Source organism: Helicobacter suis, assembly GCF_902196125.1.
GTDB lineage: Bacteria > Campylobacterota > Campylobacteria > Campylobacterales > Helicobacteraceae > Helicobacter > Helicobacter suis_B.
On record NZ_CABIKG010000020.1, the window covers coordinates 1 to 20,237 of the forward strand.

Genomic DNA, 20,237 nt, shown 5'->3' on the forward strand with positions numbered 1-20,237 from the left:
TCTTGTCCAAGCTGTAGTCTTTTGGCTATCTCTACTTAGCGTAAGTTCTAAACAACCTATATCAATACTTTGATCACTTCCATTAAGCGGATAAATAAATAAACTACCGCCGCCAAAATACAAGTTATCCTAATAAAAAAGATGATCTTTGGGATGTGTATTTTAATAACGAAGGTAGTAAAGAGGTGGGTGGATGGAAAGTAGCAAAGCGGAATACTCAAGTAGAGGAGAACTACTTAAAGCGCAAATTCCCGCGACTGTCACACCCAAAACTAGTAACTGAAATAAAAAAATACCCGGTTCCAGCTTTAATTTTATATATCCTAACACTAGAGCAGGAAACAACAGAGCAAGAAGAAAACCCACTCAAAGGAGTTTTAGTATCCGCATATGAGGTATTTTTCCCTAGTGAATATATTAAATATGAAGGGAAAAAAGGAGAAGAAACTGTGGATCGCTATCTTAATATCACTGCAGCCAAGCAGGAGAAAGAAGACAACTAGGTTTAACTTTTTAGAATTTTGCTATTATCTGTTAGCCTTTTTTGTTAGTTACCTTATTTACCTAGAATTACCCCTACAAATAACCCACATCTCTTTCTAAGAAAACATGAAGAAAATTTAAGTAAAAACTCAAGTAAAGAGTAAAAGAGTTCCGGCATGTCATTACCCTACAGCTACAACCACAAAAACAACATAATCGCCCTATTACTCATATCTCTCTTTCTTAACTTAGATAGCCATGAACTCCCGGTATTTGTGCGCTCATGGCAGGGGGTTTATAAAGCAGAATGGATACAAAAAGGGCAAAAAGTCCAGATGGCCTTTGAAGTGAGTGATAATTGTTATGCAAATGATGCAGATGATGGAATGGGAAAATTTTACTGTGAGATTGGATACTCTAAAAATGGGAGTTCTTTTGATAATAGCGACATTGATTTTTATACAGAAAAACCTAACCAGATGGAATACTCTACCGTGCGCATTTTAGATATTAAATCACCTAATAAAGCCATTATCAAAGTGTATTCTATGGAATATAGCAATGACTTTTGTAATATCGTAGTTAAAAAGCAGTAAGATCGTATCACCCTTAAATCTGGAAAATGTAAGCTTAAAGATTTTATTCTACACAAAGATATTTTTCACACCTACACAAAACAAGCCGCGCTTAAAACTAAGCTAAAACCCCTCTAGCACCCTCATTTTAACCCTTGCGTGTAGAGAATATTTTTTTACAAGTCTAAAAAACCCCACCTTTCTCCCCCTCCCTCTTGATACTTTAATTTAAGTATCTTTGATCACTTCTTGCTCTTCTTCAATCTTTACCCCTACCTTTTTATCCTTATAAAGCCCCGTGCCTACTGGAATCATGCGCCCTAGCACCACATTTTCCTTTAAATCCTCTAAAAAGTCCTTTTTCATCGCAATACTAGCCTCTGTGAGTACTTTAGTTGTTTCTTGAAACGAGGCGGCTGAGATAATGCTATCACTCCCAATAGCTGCGCGGGTGATACCAAGCAACACGGGTTCGGCAATGGCTGGTTCGCCCTTAGCCTGTAAAATCCGCTGGTTTTCCTCCCTAAAATGTTTCTTACTGACTAAATCCCCCTCAATAAACTTTGTATTCCCACTATCTAAAATCCGCACTTGGCGCAACATCTGCGAAACAATAATTTCAATGTGTTTATCTGCAATATTGACCCCTTGGCGTCTATAAACTTGTTGTACCTCACTTACAATATATTTATGCAGCTCTTTTTCCCCGCTAATGCGCAAAATATCATGGCTACTAACCACCCCATCGGTGATGGCCTCACCGGCGTGTACAAATTCGCCCGGCCGGACTAAAATCTGCTTGCCTTTATCAATGAAATACTCTGCTTGTCTTCCATCGCTAGCGGTGATACAAATCCGTTCTTTATTGCGCACAGGTTTTTCAAAGCTCACCTGCCCATCCATTTCGCTTAAAATGGCTAGGTCTTTGGGTTTGCTTTTGCGGGCTTCAAAAATATCAGAAACGCGGGGTAAACCACCGGTAATATCCTTAGATTTAGCCGTAGCTTTAGGGATTTTTGCTAGCACATCAGCCACTTCTACCTGCGCGCCCTCTACTACTACAATAGAGGTTTTAGGCTCTAACGGATAAAAGATATTTTCTTGATTAGGGCTTTCAATCACCAAACTAGGTTTAAGCCCCCCGGTGATGTATTCATTTACCACTAAAGATCGCATGCCCGTATTTTCATCTTCTGTTTCGGTTACACTTACCCCGGCTACAATATCTACAAAGCGCACCACCCCGCTTTTATCTGCAATAATGGGCGTGTTGTAGGGGTCCCAGCTAGCAATAGTGGTTTTGCCCTCTACACTAGGTTTAGCCAAAAGCGTATGTGTTTCAACTGGGCTTTTATCCCCTACCTGCATTAAAGAATTTCTAGCGATGTAATGGCGAATAGCCTCTTGGCCATTTTTATCCACCACCACCGCAAACAAGCCTTTTTCTTGCACCACTTCCCCCGCTCTTACTGATTCAAAGCGTTCTAAATGATCCCCTTCTAAATAGTAAAACTGCACAATGCCCTTTTCTTTGGCGTAAATATTTTGGGCGATAGGCTCATTATCTTGAATGGCAATTTGGCTTGCATAGGGAATGCGGTGGGGTACATTCCAGCTATCTTTAATGATGTCTGCGATGCTATCGCCATATTTAACCTCCTGATCATGGGCATAGGGTAGATAAAATTTCCCCTCAATCTTGCCCCCCACACCGGCTAATTCGCTTGGCTTAGCCACATCACTTTTACGCAAAGTAAACTTAGCCTCTTTCTCGCCTATTACGCTTAAGAAGATCTCCTCATGGGCGTTGTTAATTTTAAGCACCCCATCAAAGGGGGCTTTGATCTTAGGTTCAACCACCAAAATCGCGGCATTACGGCGATTAGTAATAATATTATGCCCCTCTTTATTTTGGTAGGTTTCAATGTTAAAAAAGCGCACAAAACCCTCTTTTTCAGCGATAATTTCGCGCTCCTCTTGGCTCCTAGAGGCCGTACCGCCCACATGGAAAGTTCTTAAGGTTAATTGCGTGCCCGGCTCGCCAATGGATTGTGCTGCTACTACACCTACTGCCTCACCCGGTTTAATCATCTTGCCCTCGCCTAAATTAAGCCCATAACATTTTGCGCACACACCCTTTTGTGCCTTGCAAGTAATAGGGGTACGAATGATCACAGATTTAATCCCGGCCTCTATAATGCGTTTGGCTTTTTCCTCTGTGATAAGAGTATCGGCGCTAAAAAGTACCTCATTTGTAAGCGGATCTAAAATATCCTCCACAATAACCCGCCCAAAAATGCGCTCCTCTAAAGGCTCAATGAGTTCACTACCCACAGTAATATCTGTAATTTCAATGCCTTCATGCGTGCCACAATCCTCTTGTACCACCTTGACATTTTGAGAAACATCAATGAGTTTACGGGTGAGATAGCCCGCTGTAGCGGTTTTAAGCGCGGTGTCAGCTAGGCCTTTGCGCGCCCCGTGTGTGGAGTTGAAGTACTCTAATACATTTAAACCCTCTTTAAAGTTAGAAATAATGGGTGTTTCAATAATTGAGCCATCTGGTTTAGTCATCAGGCCACGCATAGCAGAAAGTTGGCGAATCTGCGCAGCTGAACCACGCGCCCCGCTATCTGCCATCATATAAATAGAGTTAAAGCCCTCTTTATCTTTAGAGATAGCCTCCATCATTTCCTTACTCATTAAATCATTAACTTCAGTCCAAATATCAATGATTTTATTGTAGCGCTCTTGATCGCTTAAATGCCCGCTCTCAAATTGCGCTTGGATTGCTTTAACCTGTTCTTTGGCCACCTCCACCATGCGGTTTTTATTAGCCGGTGTAATAATATCCTCCATAGAGATAGAAATTCCAGCTTTAGTTGCGTATCTAAAACCTAACATTTTTAAATTGTCTAAAAAGCTAGCCGTTTGGCCAATGCCACTTTCTTTATAGACAAAATCCACCAAAGCCCCAATATCCTTTTTCTTCATCACCTTATTCCACAAATGTGTAGGCACAAAATCCGGTAAGATAGATTTAATGATCAAACGCCCCGCTGTGGTTTGTAACATGTGGCGATCTTGTAAAACCCGTACTTTAGCATGTACATCTAATTCTTTAGCATCTACAGCGATTAAAACCTCAGCCACACTTGAAAAAAGCTTGTGTTCGCCTAAGACCCCGCTTTTTTCTAAAGAAAGGTAATAAATCCCTAAAACCATGTCTTGGCTAGGTACGGCAACAGCCTTACCACTAGCGGGTAATAAAATATTCATAGAGCTAAGCATTAAAACTTTACATTCAGTGATGGCCTCTTGGCTTAAGGGCACATGTACAGCCATTTGATCCCCATCAAAGTCGGCGTTAAAGGCAGAGCATACAAGGGGGTGTAGCTGGATTGCCTTACCATCAATGAGTTTAGGGTGGAAGGCTTGGATAGATTGTTTATGCAAAGTAGGGGCGCGGTTTAAAAGCACCGGATAGCCCTTCACCACTTCCTCCAGACACTCCCAAACTTCGGTACTTTTTTGTTCAATCATGCGCTTAGCTTGTTTAAACGTGGTAGCAAAGCCCTTTTCCTCTAACTTAGCTAGTAAATGGGGTTTAAAGAGTTCTAGCGCCATGTTTTTAGGCAACCCACACTCATCCATTTTTAAATTAGGCCCCACTACAATCACGCTACGGCCTGAGAAATCCACCCGTTTACCTAATAAATTTTGTCTAAAGCGCCCTTGTTTGCCTTTAATAATCTCTGAAAGCGATTTAAGAGGCCGTTTGTTTGCCCCTTTGACCGCATTAGCGTTGCGCCCATTATCAAATAAAGCATCTACGACTTCTTGGAGCATGCGTTTTTCATTGCGTACAATGATTTCAGGCGCGCCTAGTTCAATTAACCGTTTGAGTCGTTGGTTGCGATTAATCACCCTTCTATAAAGTTCGTTTACATCACTCACCGCAAATTTGCCCCCATCTAGCGCCACTAAAGGCCTTAAATCAGGTGGCAATACAGGCAAAGCTGTAAGCATCATCCACTCGGGGCGATTTCCTGAATTAATAAAGCTTTCCACCACTTTTAAACGCTTAACTAATTTCTTTTTCTTAGCATCTGAATGGGTGTCTCTGACCTCTTCTTTAAGCGATTCAAGTAGGCTTACTAAATCTAATTCTTCTAAGAGTTCTTTAATGATCTCGCCTCCCATTTGGGCGTTAAAATCTTGATCGCTATAGTGGCGCTGGATAGTTTGAAACTGCTCCTCATTTAAAATATCATATTTAAGCACGGGTCTAGTGCCCTCTAGATCATAACAAACCTGACCGGGATCTTTAACAATGTAGGCCTCGTAGTAAAGCACGCGTTCTAAATCTTTCATTTTAATGCCAAGAAGTGTACCAATACGGCTGGGTAGAGAGTTAACATACCAAATATGAGCTACCGGAGTGGCTAATTCAATATGCCCCATGCGAAAAGATCGCACCTTAGAGCTAGTAATAGCCACCCCACATTTTTCACAAGTGCCAATGGTTTTATAACGCGGCTTTTTATACTTGCCACATAAACATTCATAATCTTTAGTGGGCCCAAAGATTTTCATGCAAAAGAGTCCATCGCGCTCAGGTTTAAGGGTGCGATAATTAATCGTCTCTGACTTTTTCACCTCCCCATAACTCCATTCGCGGATTTTATCCGGGCTAGCTAGGGTGAGTTGGAAAGAATTAAAGTCTTTAGGGCGATCGTCCTCTTTAATCACAATGGGTTTTGGCATGCCAAATTCATCTACTTCTTCATTAAAGATATTCACATCTAAAGCTAAAGATTGCAATTCCTTAGTTAAGACATAAAAAGTCTCTGGAATTTCTGATTCGCCTACATGTTCGCCTCTAGCAATGGCTCTATAGGCATTCTCCCGTCCTTTAATATCATCTGATTTAACCGTAAGCATTTCTTTAAGCGTATGTGCCGCTCCATAAGCTTCTAGCGCCCACACCTCCATTTCCCCAAAGCGTTGCCCGCCAAAGAGTGCCTTACCACCCACTGGTTGGTGGGTTACTAAAGAATAGGGGCCGGTAGATCTAGCATGTACTTTTTCATCTACTAGGTGGTGGAGTTTAAGCATGTACATATAGCCCACATTTACCCGCTCTTTCATTTTTTCACCTGTGCGCCCATCATAAAGCTCGGTTTTGCCGTCTAAATCAATCTTGGCTAACTTAAAGAGTTGCATGAACTGCTCTTGAGAAATGCCCTCAAAAACAGGGATAGCAAATTTCACCCCTAAACTCCAATCTCTAGCATAGCTGAGTAAATCTGTATCACTACAACTTTCTAATATTTGGGCTAGAGCTTGGTTATCTACATTGACTACGCGGGCAATTTCTAGCATTTTAGAGCGCAATTTAGCAATAAAGTCCTTAGTTTGGTTATCTAAGAGGGCTTTAATTTGCTTACCTAACTCTTTACCCACAAGCCCTAAATGCACTTCTAAAATTTGCCCGATATTCATGCGGCTTGGCACGCCCAAAGGATTAAGCACAATATCAACCGGTTCGCCATCGGCTGTATAGGGCATGTCAGCAATGGGTACAATATTAGATACAATGCCCTTATTGCCATGCCGTCCGGCCATTTTATCGCCCACTTTTAATTTGCGTTTAGTAGCGATGTAAATTTTAACTAGCTTAATCACCCCATTGGGTAAAATATCATCTTTTTCTAAGATAGAGAGTTTTTTCTCATGCCCTTGACCTAAGAGTTTCTTTTGCTCTAAGATATTGATCTTAATTTGTTCAAAACGGTCTTGTACCTCTTTGCTGTACTTTTTAGCTAGAGAAATTAAACCAAAGCGATTACTCCCCTCTATGACTTCTCTAGGGATTTTTGAGCCTTTTGGATAGGTGATCTCATTAAACACCGCCTCTTCCTCTAGGGGTTCTTGGGAGAAAATATCACTGATTTGTAAAAGCTCCTCTTTATCAATCATTTTAAAATGTTTATCATGCCTATCATCTAAGACCCATTTTTCCTCTTCATAAGCATTAGTGGCACGGGTATCTCTTTCATAACCCTTTTTAGTGAAAATCTTAACCCCAATCACAGTCCCCTCTAAAGAAGGCGGGCAATAAAGCGACTTGTTCACCACATGCCCGGCCTTATCCCCAAAAATAGCGCGCAACAAACGCTCCTCAGGCGTGCTTTTAATTTCACCCTTAGGCGAAACTTTCCCCACTAAAATCATGCCCGGGGCCACATAAGTCCCGATCTTTACAATCCCCCCGCTATCTAAATGCGCCACCTCCTCCTCTTTGACATCAGGAATATCTGCGGTAAATTCCTCAATGCCGTGTTTAAGCTCTCTAGCCTCAATTTCTTTTTCATAGATGTGTACGGAGGTAAAAACATCTTCTTTAATGATTTTCTCACTCACCACAATCGCATCTTCAAAGTTATAGCCATTCCAAGGCATAAAAGCCACGCGGACATTTTTACCCAAAGCTAACTCGCCCTTATCCATGCTAGGGCCATCGGCTATAATTTGCCCCTCTTCTACTACATCGCCAACTTTAACAATGGGCACTTGGTTAAAACAAGTATTTTGGTTAGTTCGTAGGTTTTTTTGGAGTAAATAAGAAGTGATATGCGGGCCTTTTTGTGGGTCTTTCTCTACGATATAGATATTTCCCGCATCCACTTCATCAACCACACCCCTACGCTCAGCCTTGATACTACCCCATGAATCACGCGCGATCACACTTTCAATACCCGTTCCTACAATAGGGGCTTCTGAGCGCAATAAGGGCACAGCTTGGCGTTGCATATTAGTACCCATTAAAGCGCGGTTGGCATCATCATGCTCTAAAAAGGGAATTAAAGAAGCGGCCACGCCTACTAAAATGCGCGAGCTTAAATCCATTAGGGTAACTTTGTGCTTTTCATTAAGCACAATTTCACCCCCCACTCTGGTTTCTACTAAATCCTCTTGGATATAACCTTGAGAATCTACAACTGTGCTAGCCGGTGCAATTACATGCCCTTCTTCTTGAATAGCAGTTAAATACTCAATTTGTTCGCCCACACGCCCCTCAACTACCTTTTTATAAGGCGCTTCAATAAAACCCAAATCATTAACCCGCGTAAAAGTAGAGAGGGTGTTAATAAGCCCAATATTTTGCCCCTCTGGGGTTTCAATAGGGCAAATGCGGCCATAGTGGGTGGGGTGTACATCGCGCGCCTCAAAACCCACGCGATCTTTAACAAGCCCACCCTCACCTAAAGCCGAAAGTCGGCGTTTATGCGTAACTTCTGAAAGCGGGTTTGTTTGATCCATAAACTGGGAGAGCTGGCCACTCATGAAAAACTCTAAAATCGTGCTGGTGATCATTTTAGAATTAACGAGGTCATGGGGCATGAGTGAATCTAAGGCATTATTCATCGTGGTGAGTTTATCTTTGATGGTTTTTTGCATTTTCATCAAGCCCTCATGCAATTCATTAGAGAGCAATTCACCCACCGCGCGGATACGGCGATTACCTAAATGGTCGCGATCATCAATGCGCCCCTGTCCATTTTTAATTTTAATGAGGTATTTGACGGTTTCAATGATGTCTTCATGGGTGAGCACGGTTACATAATTGGGCACTTTTAAATGCAATTTATGATTCATTTTCATGCGCCCTACCATTGTTAAATCGTAGCGCTCTGGATCAAAAAAGAGTTGTTGTACATAGGTTTTAGCCACTTCAGTAGTAACTGGATCACCCGGACGCATGACTTTATAAATACGAATAGCAGCCAAAGCGCTTTCATCTTCAATTTTTTCACTTTGTTTAAGTAATTTAAGCGATTCATTGCGCAAAGACTCAGCATCGGAGCTAAAAGATCTAATGATAGAGGCATCATGGCCTAATGCAAGATCGTTAGCAATGATAAATTCATTAATGCCCGCTTCACGGATTTTATCTAATTTAGGTTGTTCTAAAAGAGTGAGCGCATCTAGTAGTACTAATTGGTTTGTATCCATAATAGGTTCTGCTAAATAACGGTTGAGTAAAATTTTAGTGGGGTATTCCACCCACTCAACCCCGCTTTCTCTAATTTCTTTAGCTTTTCTAGCCGTAACTTTTTTACTAGCCGCTAGTAAAACCCGCCCCTTCTCATCTTTTAAATCAAAATCAAGGCGGCTATCTACCATAATACTTTCAAAGGGAATATAATATTTACTCTCGCCATTAACCACCTTATGGCGTACTTTTAAAAGGGGGTAAAAAATCTTGATAATGTCTTGTTTACTATAACCAATGGCTCTAAATAAAATTGTGGCAGAAACCTTGCGGCGTTTGTTAATGCGCACATGCAAAATATCTTTTACATCATATTCAAAATACAACCACGATCCACGATCTGGGATAATTTGACCGGCATAAATAAGCTTATTCGTGCTAGTGGTAGATTTCTCTTCTTTAAAAATCACCCCGGGGCTTCTGTGTAGTTGGTTAACCACCACCCGTTCAACACCATTAATAATAAAAGAAGTGCGATCGGTCATTAAAGGGATTTCACGGATAAAAATACTTTGTTCTTTAATGTCTTTGGGCCCTAGTTTTTCCCCTGTTTTAGGGTCTTTTTCCCATAAAATCAAGCGAATCTTAATCTTAAGATAAACCGAATAGGTAATACCCCTTTCCATAGCCTCGCGTACGGTGTATTTGGGTTCGCCATATTCATAGCCTCCATATTCTAAGGTGATACGATTTTGGCTATCGTGTATGGGGAATACGGACTTAAAAACCCGTTCAATCCCGCTTTCTTTCCCGTCCTTAGCGTATAAAAACGCCTCATAACTCTCTTTTTGTAAAAACAAAAGATTAGGAACTTGCAATTCTTGAGGGACTCTTGTAAAATCCGCACGCAACCGATTTTTTAAAGTTTCCATGTCATTAAACCTTTGTAATGGAGATCTAAGCTGATGTGTAACCAGCTGGCATTAACCACAAACACCAATGTGGCCCCTCCTTTTAAACTATTTGATTTCTGCTTTAGCCCCCACCTCTTCTAATTTCTTTTTAATCGCCTCAGCTTCCTCTTTATTCACCGCTTCTTTGAGTACATGGGGGGTTTTTTCGGTGGCCTCTTTAGCTTCTTTAAGCCCTAGCCCAGTGATTTCGCGTACTACTTTAATAACCTTAATTTTCTCAGCCCCTGTTTCTACTAAAGATACGCTAAATTCGGTTTTTTCCTCTACAGCTTCTGCTACAGCTCCAGCTCCAGCCCCAGCTACCACAGTAGGGGCTGCACTCACACCAAATTTTTCCTCAAAAGCTTTTACAAGTTCAGAGAGTTCTAAAACGCTCAGGTTTGCGATGTACTCTAAAACTTCCTCTTTTCCAATAGCCATTATCTATCCTTTATTCTTGTTCTTTTAACTTTCTCAAATTATCTAAACCTGTAACAAAATACCTAGCAGGCGCGCTCCAAACCGATAACAACATGCCAATAAGCTCTTGCTTACTGGGCAATTTAGAGATGGCTTGTATATGCGCACTATCTACAGCCTGTTGCTCATAAATCCCGGCCTTGATCACAAAGTGATCTTTATGATCTTTAGCAAAACCCATCACCAGTTTAGAAAGCGCAATCTGATCAGCGCCCCAAATAAAAACATTGTTCTCTTTGAGGTTTAAAACGCCCAAATTTGCCTCTTTTAGCGCTAATGAGGCAAGGGTGTTTTTAATCACCTGCACAGAAATACCCTGCGCGCGGGCTAAATTGCGCAACTTTTCTAAATGCGCTACACTTAAACCCTTATAATCACACACCACTAAAGCCTGCATCGCATTAAAAGACTCTTTTAAGCGCGTTACAAGTTCTTGTTTTTGCTCCCTATTCAAGATTTCCTCCTTTCCAACCAACTTCCACAAGGCTACCAAAGTAAATTAAGCCAAAAGCCCTTGTTTCTTCAGTTTAAGATGAATTATTTCACATCCATGAGTTCTTGGGCATTAAGTTGTATGCCCGGAGACATCGTAAGGGACATGACGCTATTTCTAATATACTTACCCTTAGCTGTATTGGGTTTTAAGCGATTAATGGCACGCACTAAAGCTAGCATGTTTTCTTTAATCTGCTCTTGTGTAAAACTCACCTTGCCAATGGGGGCGTGTACATTGCCCTTTTTATCCACACGGAAATTCACCTGCCCGCTTTTAGCATTGCTCACAGCCTTTTTAATATCCATTGTTACCGTGCCGGTTTTAGGATTTGGCATTAAACCCTTAGGGCCTAAAATACGCCCCACCTTCCCTACAACAGCCATCATATCCGGAGTGGCAATAACCATATCAAAATTAGTATTGCCATTTTTAATTTCCTCAGCTAAATCCTCGCCTCCTACAATGTCTGCGCCCGCTTCTTTGGCCTCATCAAGCTTAACATCTTTAGCAAAAACAGCCACCCGCACTTTTTTACCTGTGCCATGGGGTAAAACCACCGCCCCGCGCACCATTTGATCGGCATGTCTGGGGTCCACCCCTAGACGCAAAGCCACCTCCACACTTTCATCAAACTTAGCTGAAGCCAGAGATTTAACCACCCCCACGCCCTCCTCTAAGTTATAAACTTTATCTTTTTCAAATTTGTCTGTTAATTTTTGCAAACGCTTTGCTATCTTTGCCATCTTTATCCTTCTATCTCAATGCCCATACTCTTAGCACTGCCCATCACAATTTTTTTAGCCGCCTCTAGGGTGGTGGTGTTAAGATCCTCCATTTTATTTTGCGCGATCTCCTCTACCTGTTGCATGCTCAGTTTGCCCACCTTATTTTTTAGCGGATTATCCGAGCCCTTAGCCACCCCGCTAGCCTTTTTGATCAAATCTGTAACTGGGGGCTTTTTGGTGATAAAGGTAAAACTCTTATCCTGATAAACCGTAATAATTACTGGGATATTAAAACTACCCATGTCTTTAGTTTTCTCATTAAAAGCCTTACAAAATTCCATAATATTCACCCCTCTTTGGCCTAAGGCTGGGCCAATGGGAGGCGAAGGGTTAGCCTTGCCTGCGGGGACTTGTAATTTAATCTGGCCGACAACTTTTTTTGCCATGCACTCTCCTTAAATGATTTTTTCTACCTGCGAATATAAAATATCAATCAGTGTATTGCGCCCAAAAATAGACACACTAAGTTTGAGTTTCCTATGCTCTACATCATACTCCTCTACTGTGGCTGTAAAATTAGCAAAAGGACCCTCTACAATGCGCACCACCTCGCCCTTCTCATAGTAAATTTTAGGCTTAGGCGCGGCGCGATTGCTCATCTTTTCTAAGATATTGCCAATATCTGCATCGCTTAAAGGTGTGGGTTTTTTGCTCTCGCCAATAAAACGACTCACTTTAGGTAAAGACTGAATCTTATGCCAAAGTACCGTGTCTAAATCCACCTTAATAAAAACATAGCCCGGGTATAAACTACGCTCTGTAACTTTATTTTTACCTTTTTTAGAAAGCTCAATCACATCTTCAGTGGGTACAATCACCTTTTCCACCCGATTAGCAATGCCATTTTCGCGTACCATGTTTTCAACGGCCTTTTTAACAGCCTGCTCACTACCTGAGTAAGTTTGGATTGCATACCATTCCATGCCCACAGCTTCCCCCTAAAGAATGCTAGCGACAAAAGAAGACAAAACAAAATCAATCAAAGTCAAAAACAGAGTGATAATAGTTACCACGATCAGAACAGAAACTAAGGCGTTTCTAATCTGTTCTTTGAGTGGGAAAATCACCTTTGATAGCTCTTCTTTTGTCAGTCTATATTGTGATAATAACTTCTTCATGCCACCTACTTTAATATTCACCCCTTGGCAGGCCAGGAGGGACTCGAACCCCCAACAATCGGTTTTGGAGACCGACGCTCTACCATTGGAGCTACTGACCTTTATACCCCCCTCCTTATCTTAGCTACTTTTTAGCTTGATCTCTTTATGCACCGTGTGCTTATTTTCACGAGGGCAAAACTTTTTGAGCTCCAGTTTTTCTGTTTTGGTTTTAGCGTTTTTGGTTGTGCTGTAATTAATCTCAGCACAATCTGCACACTTCAACCCAACCTTAACTTTCATTAAAAAGCCCCTATTCTACAATCTTAGTAACCACGCCTGCGCCCACAGTCTTACCGCCTTCACGAATGGCAAATTTAGTACCTAGCTCTAGCGCAATAGGGTTAATAAGCTCCACTACAATTTTTGTATTATCCCCGGGCATGATCATCTCAGTGCCTTCTGGTAGAGTGATAGAGCCGGTTACATCTGTAGTGCGGACATAAAATTGGGGGCGATAGCCGTTAAAAAAGGGAGTGTGCCGCCCGCCTTCCTCTTTAGAGAGTACATACACTTCGCCCTCAAATTTCTTATGGGGTGTGATGGATCCGGGTTTGCAAAGCACCATACCACGGAAAACCTCTTCTTTTTTAGTGCCCCTAAGCAAAATGCCCACATTATCCCCCGCTTCGCCCTTGTCTAGTTCTTTTCTAAACATTTCAATACCCGTAACGGTGGTTTTTTGGGTAGGTTTGATGCCCACAATTTCAACTTCATCGCTAATTTTTACCATGCCCCGCTCAATTCTACCAGTAACCACAGTACCCCGACCCGCGATAGAAAACACATCTTCTACAGGCATCAAAAAGGCTTTTTCAGTATCGCGCTCAGGGGTGGGAATGTATTTATCCACTTCCTCCATGAGTTTAAGCACTTTTTCACCCCATGTACCAATGCTTCCAGATTTAGCCTCTTCTAGGGCTTTAAGAGCAGAACCGGCAATAATGGGGGTGTCATCTCCGGGGAATTCATAGGTGCTTAAAAGTTCGCGTACTTCCATTTCTACCAAGTCTAAGAGTTCTTGATCATCTACCATGTCCTGTTTATTTAAAAACACCACAATATGGGGTACACCCACTTGGCGGGCTAAAAGAATGTGCTCACGGGTTTGAGGCATAGGGCCATCAGCTGCAGAAACTACTAAAATCGCGCCATCCATTTGGGCTGCACCGGTGATCATGTTTTTAACATAGTCAGCATGGCCCGGGCAGTCTACATGGGCGTAGTGGCGGTTTTCTGTGGCGTACTCAATATGAGAAGTCGCGATAGTAATCCCTCTTTCTTTTTCCTCAGGGGCGTTGTCAATGTTGTCATAATCCTTGAGTTCTGCCAAACCTTTTAAAGACAACACAGCTGAAATTGCCGCGCTCAAGGTGGTTTTGCCATGGTCTACATGCCCGATGGTGCCCACATTGACATGGGGCTTGTTTCTTTCAAATTTTGCTTTTGCCATTGGATAACTCCTCTAAATTTTTATAAATAAGCGCGTGCTAGGGGACTCACACTGGAGCCCATAAGCGGGATTGAACCGCCGACCTCTTCCTTACCAAGGAAGTGCTCTACCCCTGAGCTATATGGGCACTCTCCCTAAACTGGAGCGGGAAACGGGGCTCGAACCCGCGACCCTCAGCTTGGAAGGCTGATGCTCTAGCCAACTGAGCTATTCCCGCATGGTGGTGAGGCGTGGATTCGAACCACGGAAGACAAAGTCAGCAGATTTACAGTCTGCCCTCGTTGGCCACTTGAGTACCTCACCTGGAGCTGGCTAAGGGACTTGAACCCCCAACCTGCTGCTTACAAGGCAGCTGCTCTACCAATTGAGCTAAGCCAGCAAAATAAACTCACATTATAGCTAGTTTTGCGCTATTTTGTCAAGATTAAAAATGTTTAACCCTTGACAACCTGTTTTAAATCCGCTAGAGTGCGCTATCTTAATCTTTTGAAAGGATCTTTATGGTATTATTGCAACAAATCACAAATCACAAACGCGTAGCGTCTTCTCTCTAGCTTTTACCCGCTTTTCCTTAATCAGTGCTCTTAGTTTTATCTCTTTGGCGCCTTTGAGTGCAGAAAGAAACGGTGGTTTTATGGAAGGGGGTTTTCAATATTCTAATTTTGGGGGTGAGGATAGTTCTAGTTTTCAAGAAAGTGGTGGTGGTTACCCAACAACTTCTACTTCTTCTACAAAAACCTATAACGGCAATCTCTTCGGAGGGGATTTCCAAATTGGTTACAAACAATTTTTTGGCAGAACAAAACGCTTTGGTTTGCGCTACTATGTTTTCTTTAGCGGTCAGGGAGGGAATGCGACTGTTACTAATAGCTACAACACCTCTAGCTATAACCAACCCTCAGCTAATCTCTTCTATGGTGCAGGTATTGATATGCTCTTTAATTTTTATGACGAAAACGAGAAAACCTTTGGCATGGTTCTTGGCGTAATGGGAGGGGGGAGTTCATGGCTAATGGGGAAGGCGACTTATCAAAATGGAACATGTGTTTATGGAGAGGCAAGTAGCGGTATTTGCCAGACAATGAATCAGGCTCTTTGGAATTCAAATGATATAGGTGGAGAGCTTATTCCTATCTACGGGCAATTCATCGTTAACATTGGTTTTAGGGGTAATTTTAGTAAACATCAGGGCTATGAATTTGGCGTGCGTGTTCCCGTCATCAACGATCTTTATTACACCCAATCCTTTAGCGGTTTTTTATATTCAAACATCACACAAAACATCACCTTTAGACGCAGGGTTGCCGTTTATGTTAATTATGTGATTAACTTTTAACCATGCTTAATCCATTTCCTATACACTAATTTCTGGAGGCACTCTATTTTTTAAGGGTTAAAGTTGAATGGCTAGTAAAGGCTAGCACAGAACTATAAGGTGAAGTGCAGAAAATGTAAGAGGTGGATTAAGCTAAAATTAAACTATTTTTAAAATTATATAAAGAGGCTAGCGCGCTTAAAAATATAGCCAAATTAGATTAATAGAGCCACCCTAGAACCACATAAAACCTACAAATAAACCCCCATAGCTAAGAGCTTAAAGGCCTTAGAACGATTTAAAAGCATTAGAGGCTTGACAAGTTAGTAAAAAAGCTATGATCAAAGGCGTTAAGGTTTTATCGCTCTGCTGTGTGATGAGCATGGCACAAGCTTTTATGGCTCTTTTGGAGCTAAGCAGCTCTTTTTCTTGATAGCTAAAATCGCACTCCAAGCCAAAAGCAACAAAATTGCCCTAGATAGACACTATGCACACTATGCACTCCAAATTGTTCCTAGAACCTTGAACTTGAATTTGAACATCTTGCAAGATAAGGGATTTATCAAGCTCATCAAGGGTAAACACCGCTACACCTACATCTACCTTAATGACTACAGACAGATCAAGGGCTATACAGATACAGGAATCAACAAGAAAGCCAATATCCCCACACCTTTTTTCTTGGCTATTCTAGCTTATGCTAAAAAGATTGTCCAAGCCTTAAAAGAAGTAGCTTTTAAAGTGAAGGGCAGACACGGACTTTTTACACTCAAGTCCACCAAAGATAAGGGGCGTATGCGCCGTCTCAATGATGTTATCTTAGAATTTAGCCCTTTGAATGATCCTAATACCACCATCTTGATAACCTACGAGCAACTCACAGGCAAGCAAATCCCTAATATGAAGTGCTTTTACCAGCTTGCTATTGTGAAGAAAAATCTCATAGAAGCTTTAAAGAGCCAAATGGTTTTAGAAGAAGTGGCATGAGTAAATATCTAAAAGCATTTATCTTACTTTGTATGGGAGTGTTACAAGCAGGGGGCTTGGAAAACCTGCAAAATGCTATCCAATCTTGGCTCAGCAGTGGCAGTGCCAAACTGATTTTAACCATCATCTTCATAGGCATTGGCATCTTTGTGTGGAAAAACTTGGATCGGTGGAAAGAGATTTTATTGACGGTTCTAGGCGTGGTGTTGGGCTCTTTAGTCTTTTTTGGTGCACCTAAGCTATCTGCTTGGTTAATGCAAATTTTTCAATAAAGGAGAATAGATGCAAGTTGTACAGGTAAGTGTGCCCAACCTAAGAGAAATCTCTAGCAAAGAAAAATTCCTATGGCTCAATGCCAAGAGTTTTTTAATCTGCCTGCTCGTGCCCTTTGTGCTGTTGCCCACTATTGGAGTCTTATATGCCTTGTTGCTTTATAGCGTGCTTTTATTGGTGTTTAGCATTTTAGAATTTTTTGATGAAGACATTAGCGATATTTTGGTTGCGCGCTCTAAGATTAAGACCAAGAGCACGAAGTTTTATGCTTAAAGGAAAACACGATGCAAGTCAATCTTGAGATCAAGGACTCTACTTATAAGGAGTGCAAGAAGTATGCCAAGAAGTTTGGTGTGGATTTAGAAACTTTTCTAGTTTCTATGCTAGAGAAATCTTTTCCACCCACTTCTAATTCTAAGATCAAAGAAAAAAAGCTCCAAGAATTGCAAAAAGTAATGGATAGAGTGGGAGACTTTCATTTACCTTGGGAGTACTTTAAGAACAAGGGCATTACAAAGAAGCGCACGCCATATTTGAGAAATTAGAGCAAGAACTTTTAGCACACCTAAAGCGTGCGCAAGAGCCCATATTAAACCCTTAAGGAAGAAAAGCCTAAGTGATTTGCTCACCTTTTGCAAACACAAGAGCATTGATTGCCTAGCAGGTTTGATGAACCTACTCTATGGCTGAGGAAAATAATATTTTAGGCATCTACGATTCCCAATTTTTAATCACCAAACAAGAGAATTTAGTGGGGTTGTTGGAATTGCAGGGTTTGAGTTATTTGAATTTAATGCAACAGGATTTAGAACATTACTTTAATGCCCGCCAGAGTGCATTAGATAGTATCCCTCTAGGTGTGCATCTAAGAATTGTGGCTAAAAGAAGAAAAGAGCAAATCAAGCAAAACACACAAATGGATAATCCTTATGCTAGGGCTATCATTGCAGAGTTTGAGAGCAAAGAGATTTATGATAACCGCTACTATCTTGTTTTTGAGAGCACCACCAGCACACTCAAAAGTTTTTTTGAGAAAAAGAAGCTAGAAATAACCACTTCTATAGCAGAGAGCCAAGATAATCAAGAGCACTCTAAACAAAAAACCACCACTTTTGTTAACAAGTATTCCACACTCAAAGCAGCCATGCAAAGAATGAGCCACGCGCTCAAAGACTTCAAACCCAGAGAACTTAGCAGCAAAGAAGCCCTTAGATTCTATGCAGAATATATCAATGGTGTTGACATTCCTTTAAAACCTAAAATGGGCATTCTCAGCGATAGCTATATTGCCAGCGATGTAGAATTTAGAAAAGATTACTTCCTGATTAACTTTAAGGGCAAAACCACCTACCAGCGCTTTGTAGGGGTGAAAAACTATGAAAACCAAACCATCACTTCTGTGGCCCTCTCTTGCTTGTTACACTATGCATGTGAGCTAGATATTATCTTTTCTATAGAGCCCACTTTTGAGAGCTTGCATTTTTTGAAAGTGCGCAAGAAATTTAGCTTTGTTAATTTTGTCAAAGAGGAATTGGATAGATACATTGATCTGGTGCAAGCCTCTAGGCTCTCTATGCAAAAAATTGCCTTGAATGTGCTCATCAAAGCAGAAAGCAAAGAGAGCTTGGCACACTGAGGCGGTTTTAAACTTGCTCAACAATGAGGGCTTGGTGAGCAAAGAAGAGACTATTGGGATGATGCCCTCTTATTTTTCCTTCTTTCCGGGTCGGATGGATTTAAACTATAGAGCCAGATACCAGACTTCTAGCGTGATGGCGCTTGATCTTGTTTGAAAAGAATAACAGGGGCTTTAAAGCCAACTCTTGGGGGGATATGCCCCTGAGTGTGTTTAAAAACTTAGATCACTCCCCTTATTTATTCAATTTCCACAACCAAGAAGTGCAACACCGTGTTAGCCTACAATATCGCTCGAGTCAATGGGCACACGATGATTATCGGCGCAACAGGGGCAGGCAAGACCACTTTGATGAGCTATTTGATGATGAGTGCTTTGAAATACCCAAATTTAGACATTCTAGCCCTAGATAGACTCAATGGGTTGTATTCCTTCACTAAATACTTTGGAGGGGTGTATAACAATGATGAAGAGTTTTATATCAATCCTTTGATCTTAGAGGATTCTAAAGAAAATGCCTCCTTTTTGTATAGTTTCTATACCTATATGCTAGACATTGGAACTCCTAATAGAAGAGATAAAGAGATTACAGAAGATCAAAATGCCGTGCGCAATGCCATTATGAGCATGTATGATGAACACAGGCAAACCAAGAAACAAGGCATTTATAAGCCCTATACTTTAGAGGAATTTATTAACACCTTTATTAAGACACAATCAGGGCAAATCCAAGAAGCCTTAACACATTATTGCAAAAACCCTATTTTTAATGCTCGAGAGGATTGCTTGGAGTTTAAAAGCCGCATCACCACTATCAACATGGACTCTGTGATCAACAACCAAAAGGACGCGGGGCTACTTGCTTACTATATCTTTTATAAGCTTATCCATAGAGCCTTGCACACCAATCGGGGCTTTTTTTGTTTCATTGATGAGTTTAAATCCTATGCCCAAAATGCATTGATGAATGAAAAGATCAATCTTATCATCACCCAAGCACGCAAGGTCAATGGGGTGGTTGCTTTGGCTTTGCAAGACATCCACCAGTTAGATGAAGTGAAAAATGCCGACAGCTTTATTAAGAATATGGGCACACTCATTTTCTATCCCCAAAAGAACATCAACACAGACAAGCTCAAAGACCAGTTTGGTATCAAGCTTAGCGATTTAGAACGCCATTTCCTAGAAAACACCAATGTTTCTAGCCACCAAATTCTCATTAAGAACATGAATGATAGCACTTCTAATGTGGTGGATGTGAATTTAGCCGCATTGGGTAAATACCTACCCATCTTTAGCTCTAATGCCAGCACTATGGCACATATCAAGCATTTGATCAAGCAATACCCAACTAGCTGGAGAGAAGTGTTTGTGCATGTCTGTATCCTCCCCCAAGATGAAGTATTTAATAAGGGGAGCACTTGAAACAACCCGAAGACATGACACAAGAGGAGCTAGCAAATCTAATTAGATCTAAGCCAGTTGATCTCTCAAATTTAGAATCTGATCACATTCCCCGTTTAACAAAAAATTCGTTTATCCATCATAAAGGCAAACACGCTGGGGAGTGGAGAGACCAAGCAGAGGAGCGCAAGGTTAGACAATATGTATTAAAGCATATGGGCAACTTTGACATCACTAAAAG

General features: G+C 41.3%; 18 protein-coding genes, 5 tRNA genes and 1 pseudogene. 10 read left to right on the forward strand and 14 right to left on the reverse strand.

The genetic code is table 11. The features are described from left to right. Positions 1–155 precede the first annotated feature (155 nt). Together G6Q00_RS07315 and G6Q00_RS07320 are read left to right on the forward strand one after the other, a co-directional pair. The gene (locus tag G6Q00_RS07315) at positions 156–503 is read left to right on the forward strand and encodes a hypothetical protein (protein WP_163532632.1); all 348 of its coding nucleotides are present in this window, start codon (positions 156–158) and stop codon (positions 501–503) included. A gap of 156 nt (positions 504–659) precedes the next feature. Continuing rightward, positions 660–1,079 (forward strand): hypothetical protein, encoded by a 420-nt coding sequence (locus tag G6Q00_RS07320; RefSeq protein WP_240331050.1) that lies wholly within the window; start codon positions 660–662, stop codon positions 1,077–1,079. A 207-nt stretch (positions 1,080–1,286) separates the two neighbouring features. On the opposite strand, the gene G6Q00_RS07325 is transcribed toward G6Q00_RS07320, so the two are convergent. The 14 genes from G6Q00_RS07325 to G6Q00_RS07390 form a co-directional block, all read right to left on the reverse strand. Next, entirely contained in the window at positions 1,287–9,989 is an 8,703-nt protein-coding gene (locus G6Q00_RS07325; protein ID WP_163532633.1) for a DNA-directed RNA polymerase subunit beta/beta', read from the reverse strand. A gap of 87 nt (positions 9,990–10,076) precedes the next feature. Continuing rightward, positions 10,077–10,451 carry a 50S ribosomal protein L7/L12 gene (rplL, locus tag G6Q00_RS07330; RefSeq protein WP_163532634.1) on the reverse strand — a complete coding sequence of 125 codons (375 nt, stop codon included), beginning with the start codon at positions 10,449–10,451 and terminating at the stop codon, positions 10,077–10,079. Between the two features lie 10 nt (positions 10,452–10,461). Next, a complete protein-coding gene (gene rplJ, locus G6Q00_RS07335; RefSeq protein ID WP_163532635.1) occupies positions 10,462–10,944 on the reverse strand; it encodes a 50S ribosomal protein L10 in 483 nt (160 codons plus the stop codon). Between the two features lie 83 nt (positions 10,945–11,027). After that, positions 11,028–11,729: a 50S ribosomal protein L1 gene (gene rplA, locus G6Q00_RS07340; RefSeq protein ID WP_163532636.1), complete on the reverse strand. Its 702-nt coding sequence runs from the start codon at positions 11,727–11,729 to the stop codon at positions 11,028–11,030. Between the two features lie 2 nt (positions 11,730–11,731). Further along, positions 11,732–12,157 (reverse strand): 50S ribosomal protein L11, encoded by a 426-nt coding sequence (rplK, locus tag G6Q00_RS07345; RefSeq protein ID WP_163499514.1) that lies wholly within the window; start codon positions 12,155–12,157, stop codon positions 11,732–11,734. A 9-nt stretch (positions 12,158–12,166) separates the two neighbouring features. Then, positions 12,167–12,694 (reverse strand): transcription termination/antitermination protein NusG, encoded by a 528-nt coding sequence (nusG, locus tag G6Q00_RS07350; RefSeq protein ID WP_163499515.1) that lies wholly within the window; start codon positions 12,692–12,694, stop codon positions 12,167–12,169. A gap of 15 nt (positions 12,695–12,709) precedes the next feature. Continuing rightward, on the reverse strand, positions 12,710–12,889 hold the full coding sequence (gene secE, locus G6Q00_RS07355) for a preprotein translocase subunit SecE (protein ID WP_163499534.1): 180 nt from the start codon (positions 12,887–12,889) through the stop codon (positions 12,710–12,712). 25 nt (positions 12,890–12,914) lie between these two features. After that, positions 12,915–12,990, reverse strand: a tRNA-Trp gene (locus G6Q00_RS07360). 19 nt (positions 12,991–13,009) lie between these two features. After that, positions 13,010–13,171 carry a 50S ribosomal protein L33 gene (gene rpmG / locus G6Q00_RS07365; protein ID WP_163499516.1) on the reverse strand — a complete coding sequence of 54 codons (162 nt, stop codon included), beginning with the start codon at positions 13,169–13,171 and terminating at the stop codon, positions 13,010–13,012. Positions 13,172–13,181: 10 nt separating this feature from the next. After that, entirely contained in the window at positions 13,182–14,381 is a 1,200-nt protein-coding gene (tuf, locus tag G6Q00_RS07370) for an elongation factor Tu (RefSeq protein ID WP_163499517.1), read from the reverse strand. A gap of 52 nt (positions 14,382–14,433) precedes the next feature. Further along, a tRNA-Thr gene (locus tag G6Q00_RS07375) sits at positions 14,434–14,508 on the reverse strand. A gap of 13 nt (positions 14,509–14,521) precedes the next feature. Beyond that, positions 14,522–14,598, reverse strand: a tRNA-Gly gene (locus G6Q00_RS07380). A gap of 1 nt (position 14,599) precedes the next feature. Further along, positions 14,600–14,684 (reverse strand) — tRNA-Tyr (locus tag G6Q00_RS07385). Beyond that, a tRNA-Thr gene (locus tag G6Q00_RS07390) sits at positions 14,685–14,760 on the reverse strand. A gap of 255 nt (positions 14,761–15,015) precedes the next feature. Here G6Q00_RS07390 and G6Q00_RS07395 point away from each other — a divergent pair. From G6Q00_RS07395 to G6Q00_RS07425, 8 genes and pseudogenes are all read left to right on the forward strand, one after another. After that, on the forward strand, positions 15,016–15,717 hold the full coding sequence (locus tag G6Q00_RS07395) for an outer membrane beta-barrel protein (RefSeq protein WP_205426570.1): 702 nt from the start codon (positions 15,016–15,018) through the stop codon (positions 15,715–15,717). A 408-nt stretch (positions 15,718–16,125) separates the two neighbouring features. Beyond that, positions 16,126–16,683: an integrase gene (locus G6Q00_RS07400; RefSeq protein WP_240331051.1), complete on the forward strand. Its 558-nt coding sequence runs from the start codon at positions 16,126–16,128 to the stop codon at positions 16,681–16,683. Then, the gene (locus tag G6Q00_RS07405; protein WP_163532637.1) at positions 16,680–16,955 is read left to right on the forward strand and encodes a TrbC/VirB2 family protein; all 276 of its coding nucleotides are present in this window, start codon (positions 16,680–16,682) and stop codon (positions 16,953–16,955) included. The genes G6Q00_RS07400 and G6Q00_RS07405 overlap by 4 nt, the downstream gene beginning before the upstream one ends. A 10-nt stretch (positions 16,956–16,965) precedes the next feature. Next, positions 16,966–17,229 carry a competence protein ComB gene (locus G6Q00_RS07410; RefSeq protein ID WP_163532638.1) on the forward strand — a complete coding sequence of 88 codons (264 nt, stop codon included), beginning with the start codon at positions 16,966–16,968 and terminating at the stop codon, positions 17,227–17,229. Positions 17,230–17,240: 11 nt separating this feature from the next. After that, positions 17,241–17,501, forward strand: coding sequence for a hypothetical protein (locus tag G6Q00_RS07415; protein ID WP_163532639.1), 261 nt, complete (start codon positions 17,241–17,243; stop codon positions 17,499–17,501). A 608-nt stretch (positions 17,502–18,109) separates the two neighbouring features. Beyond that, positions 18,110–18,749: pseudogene (locus tag G6Q00_RS08665) on the forward strand (hypothetical protein). A 116-nt stretch (positions 18,750–18,865) separates the two neighbouring features. Then, positions 18,866–20,017, forward strand: coding sequence for a helicase HerA domain-containing protein (locus G6Q00_RS08670; RefSeq protein WP_240331052.1), 1,152 nt, complete (start codon positions 18,866–18,868; stop codon positions 20,015–20,017). Continuing rightward, positions 20,014–20,237, forward strand: a 224-nt coding sequence (locus tag G6Q00_RS07425; protein ID WP_163532030.1) for a hypothetical protein, incomplete at its 3' end; no start/stop codon positions are given. The genes G6Q00_RS08670 and G6Q00_RS07425, both read left to right, overlap by 4 nt.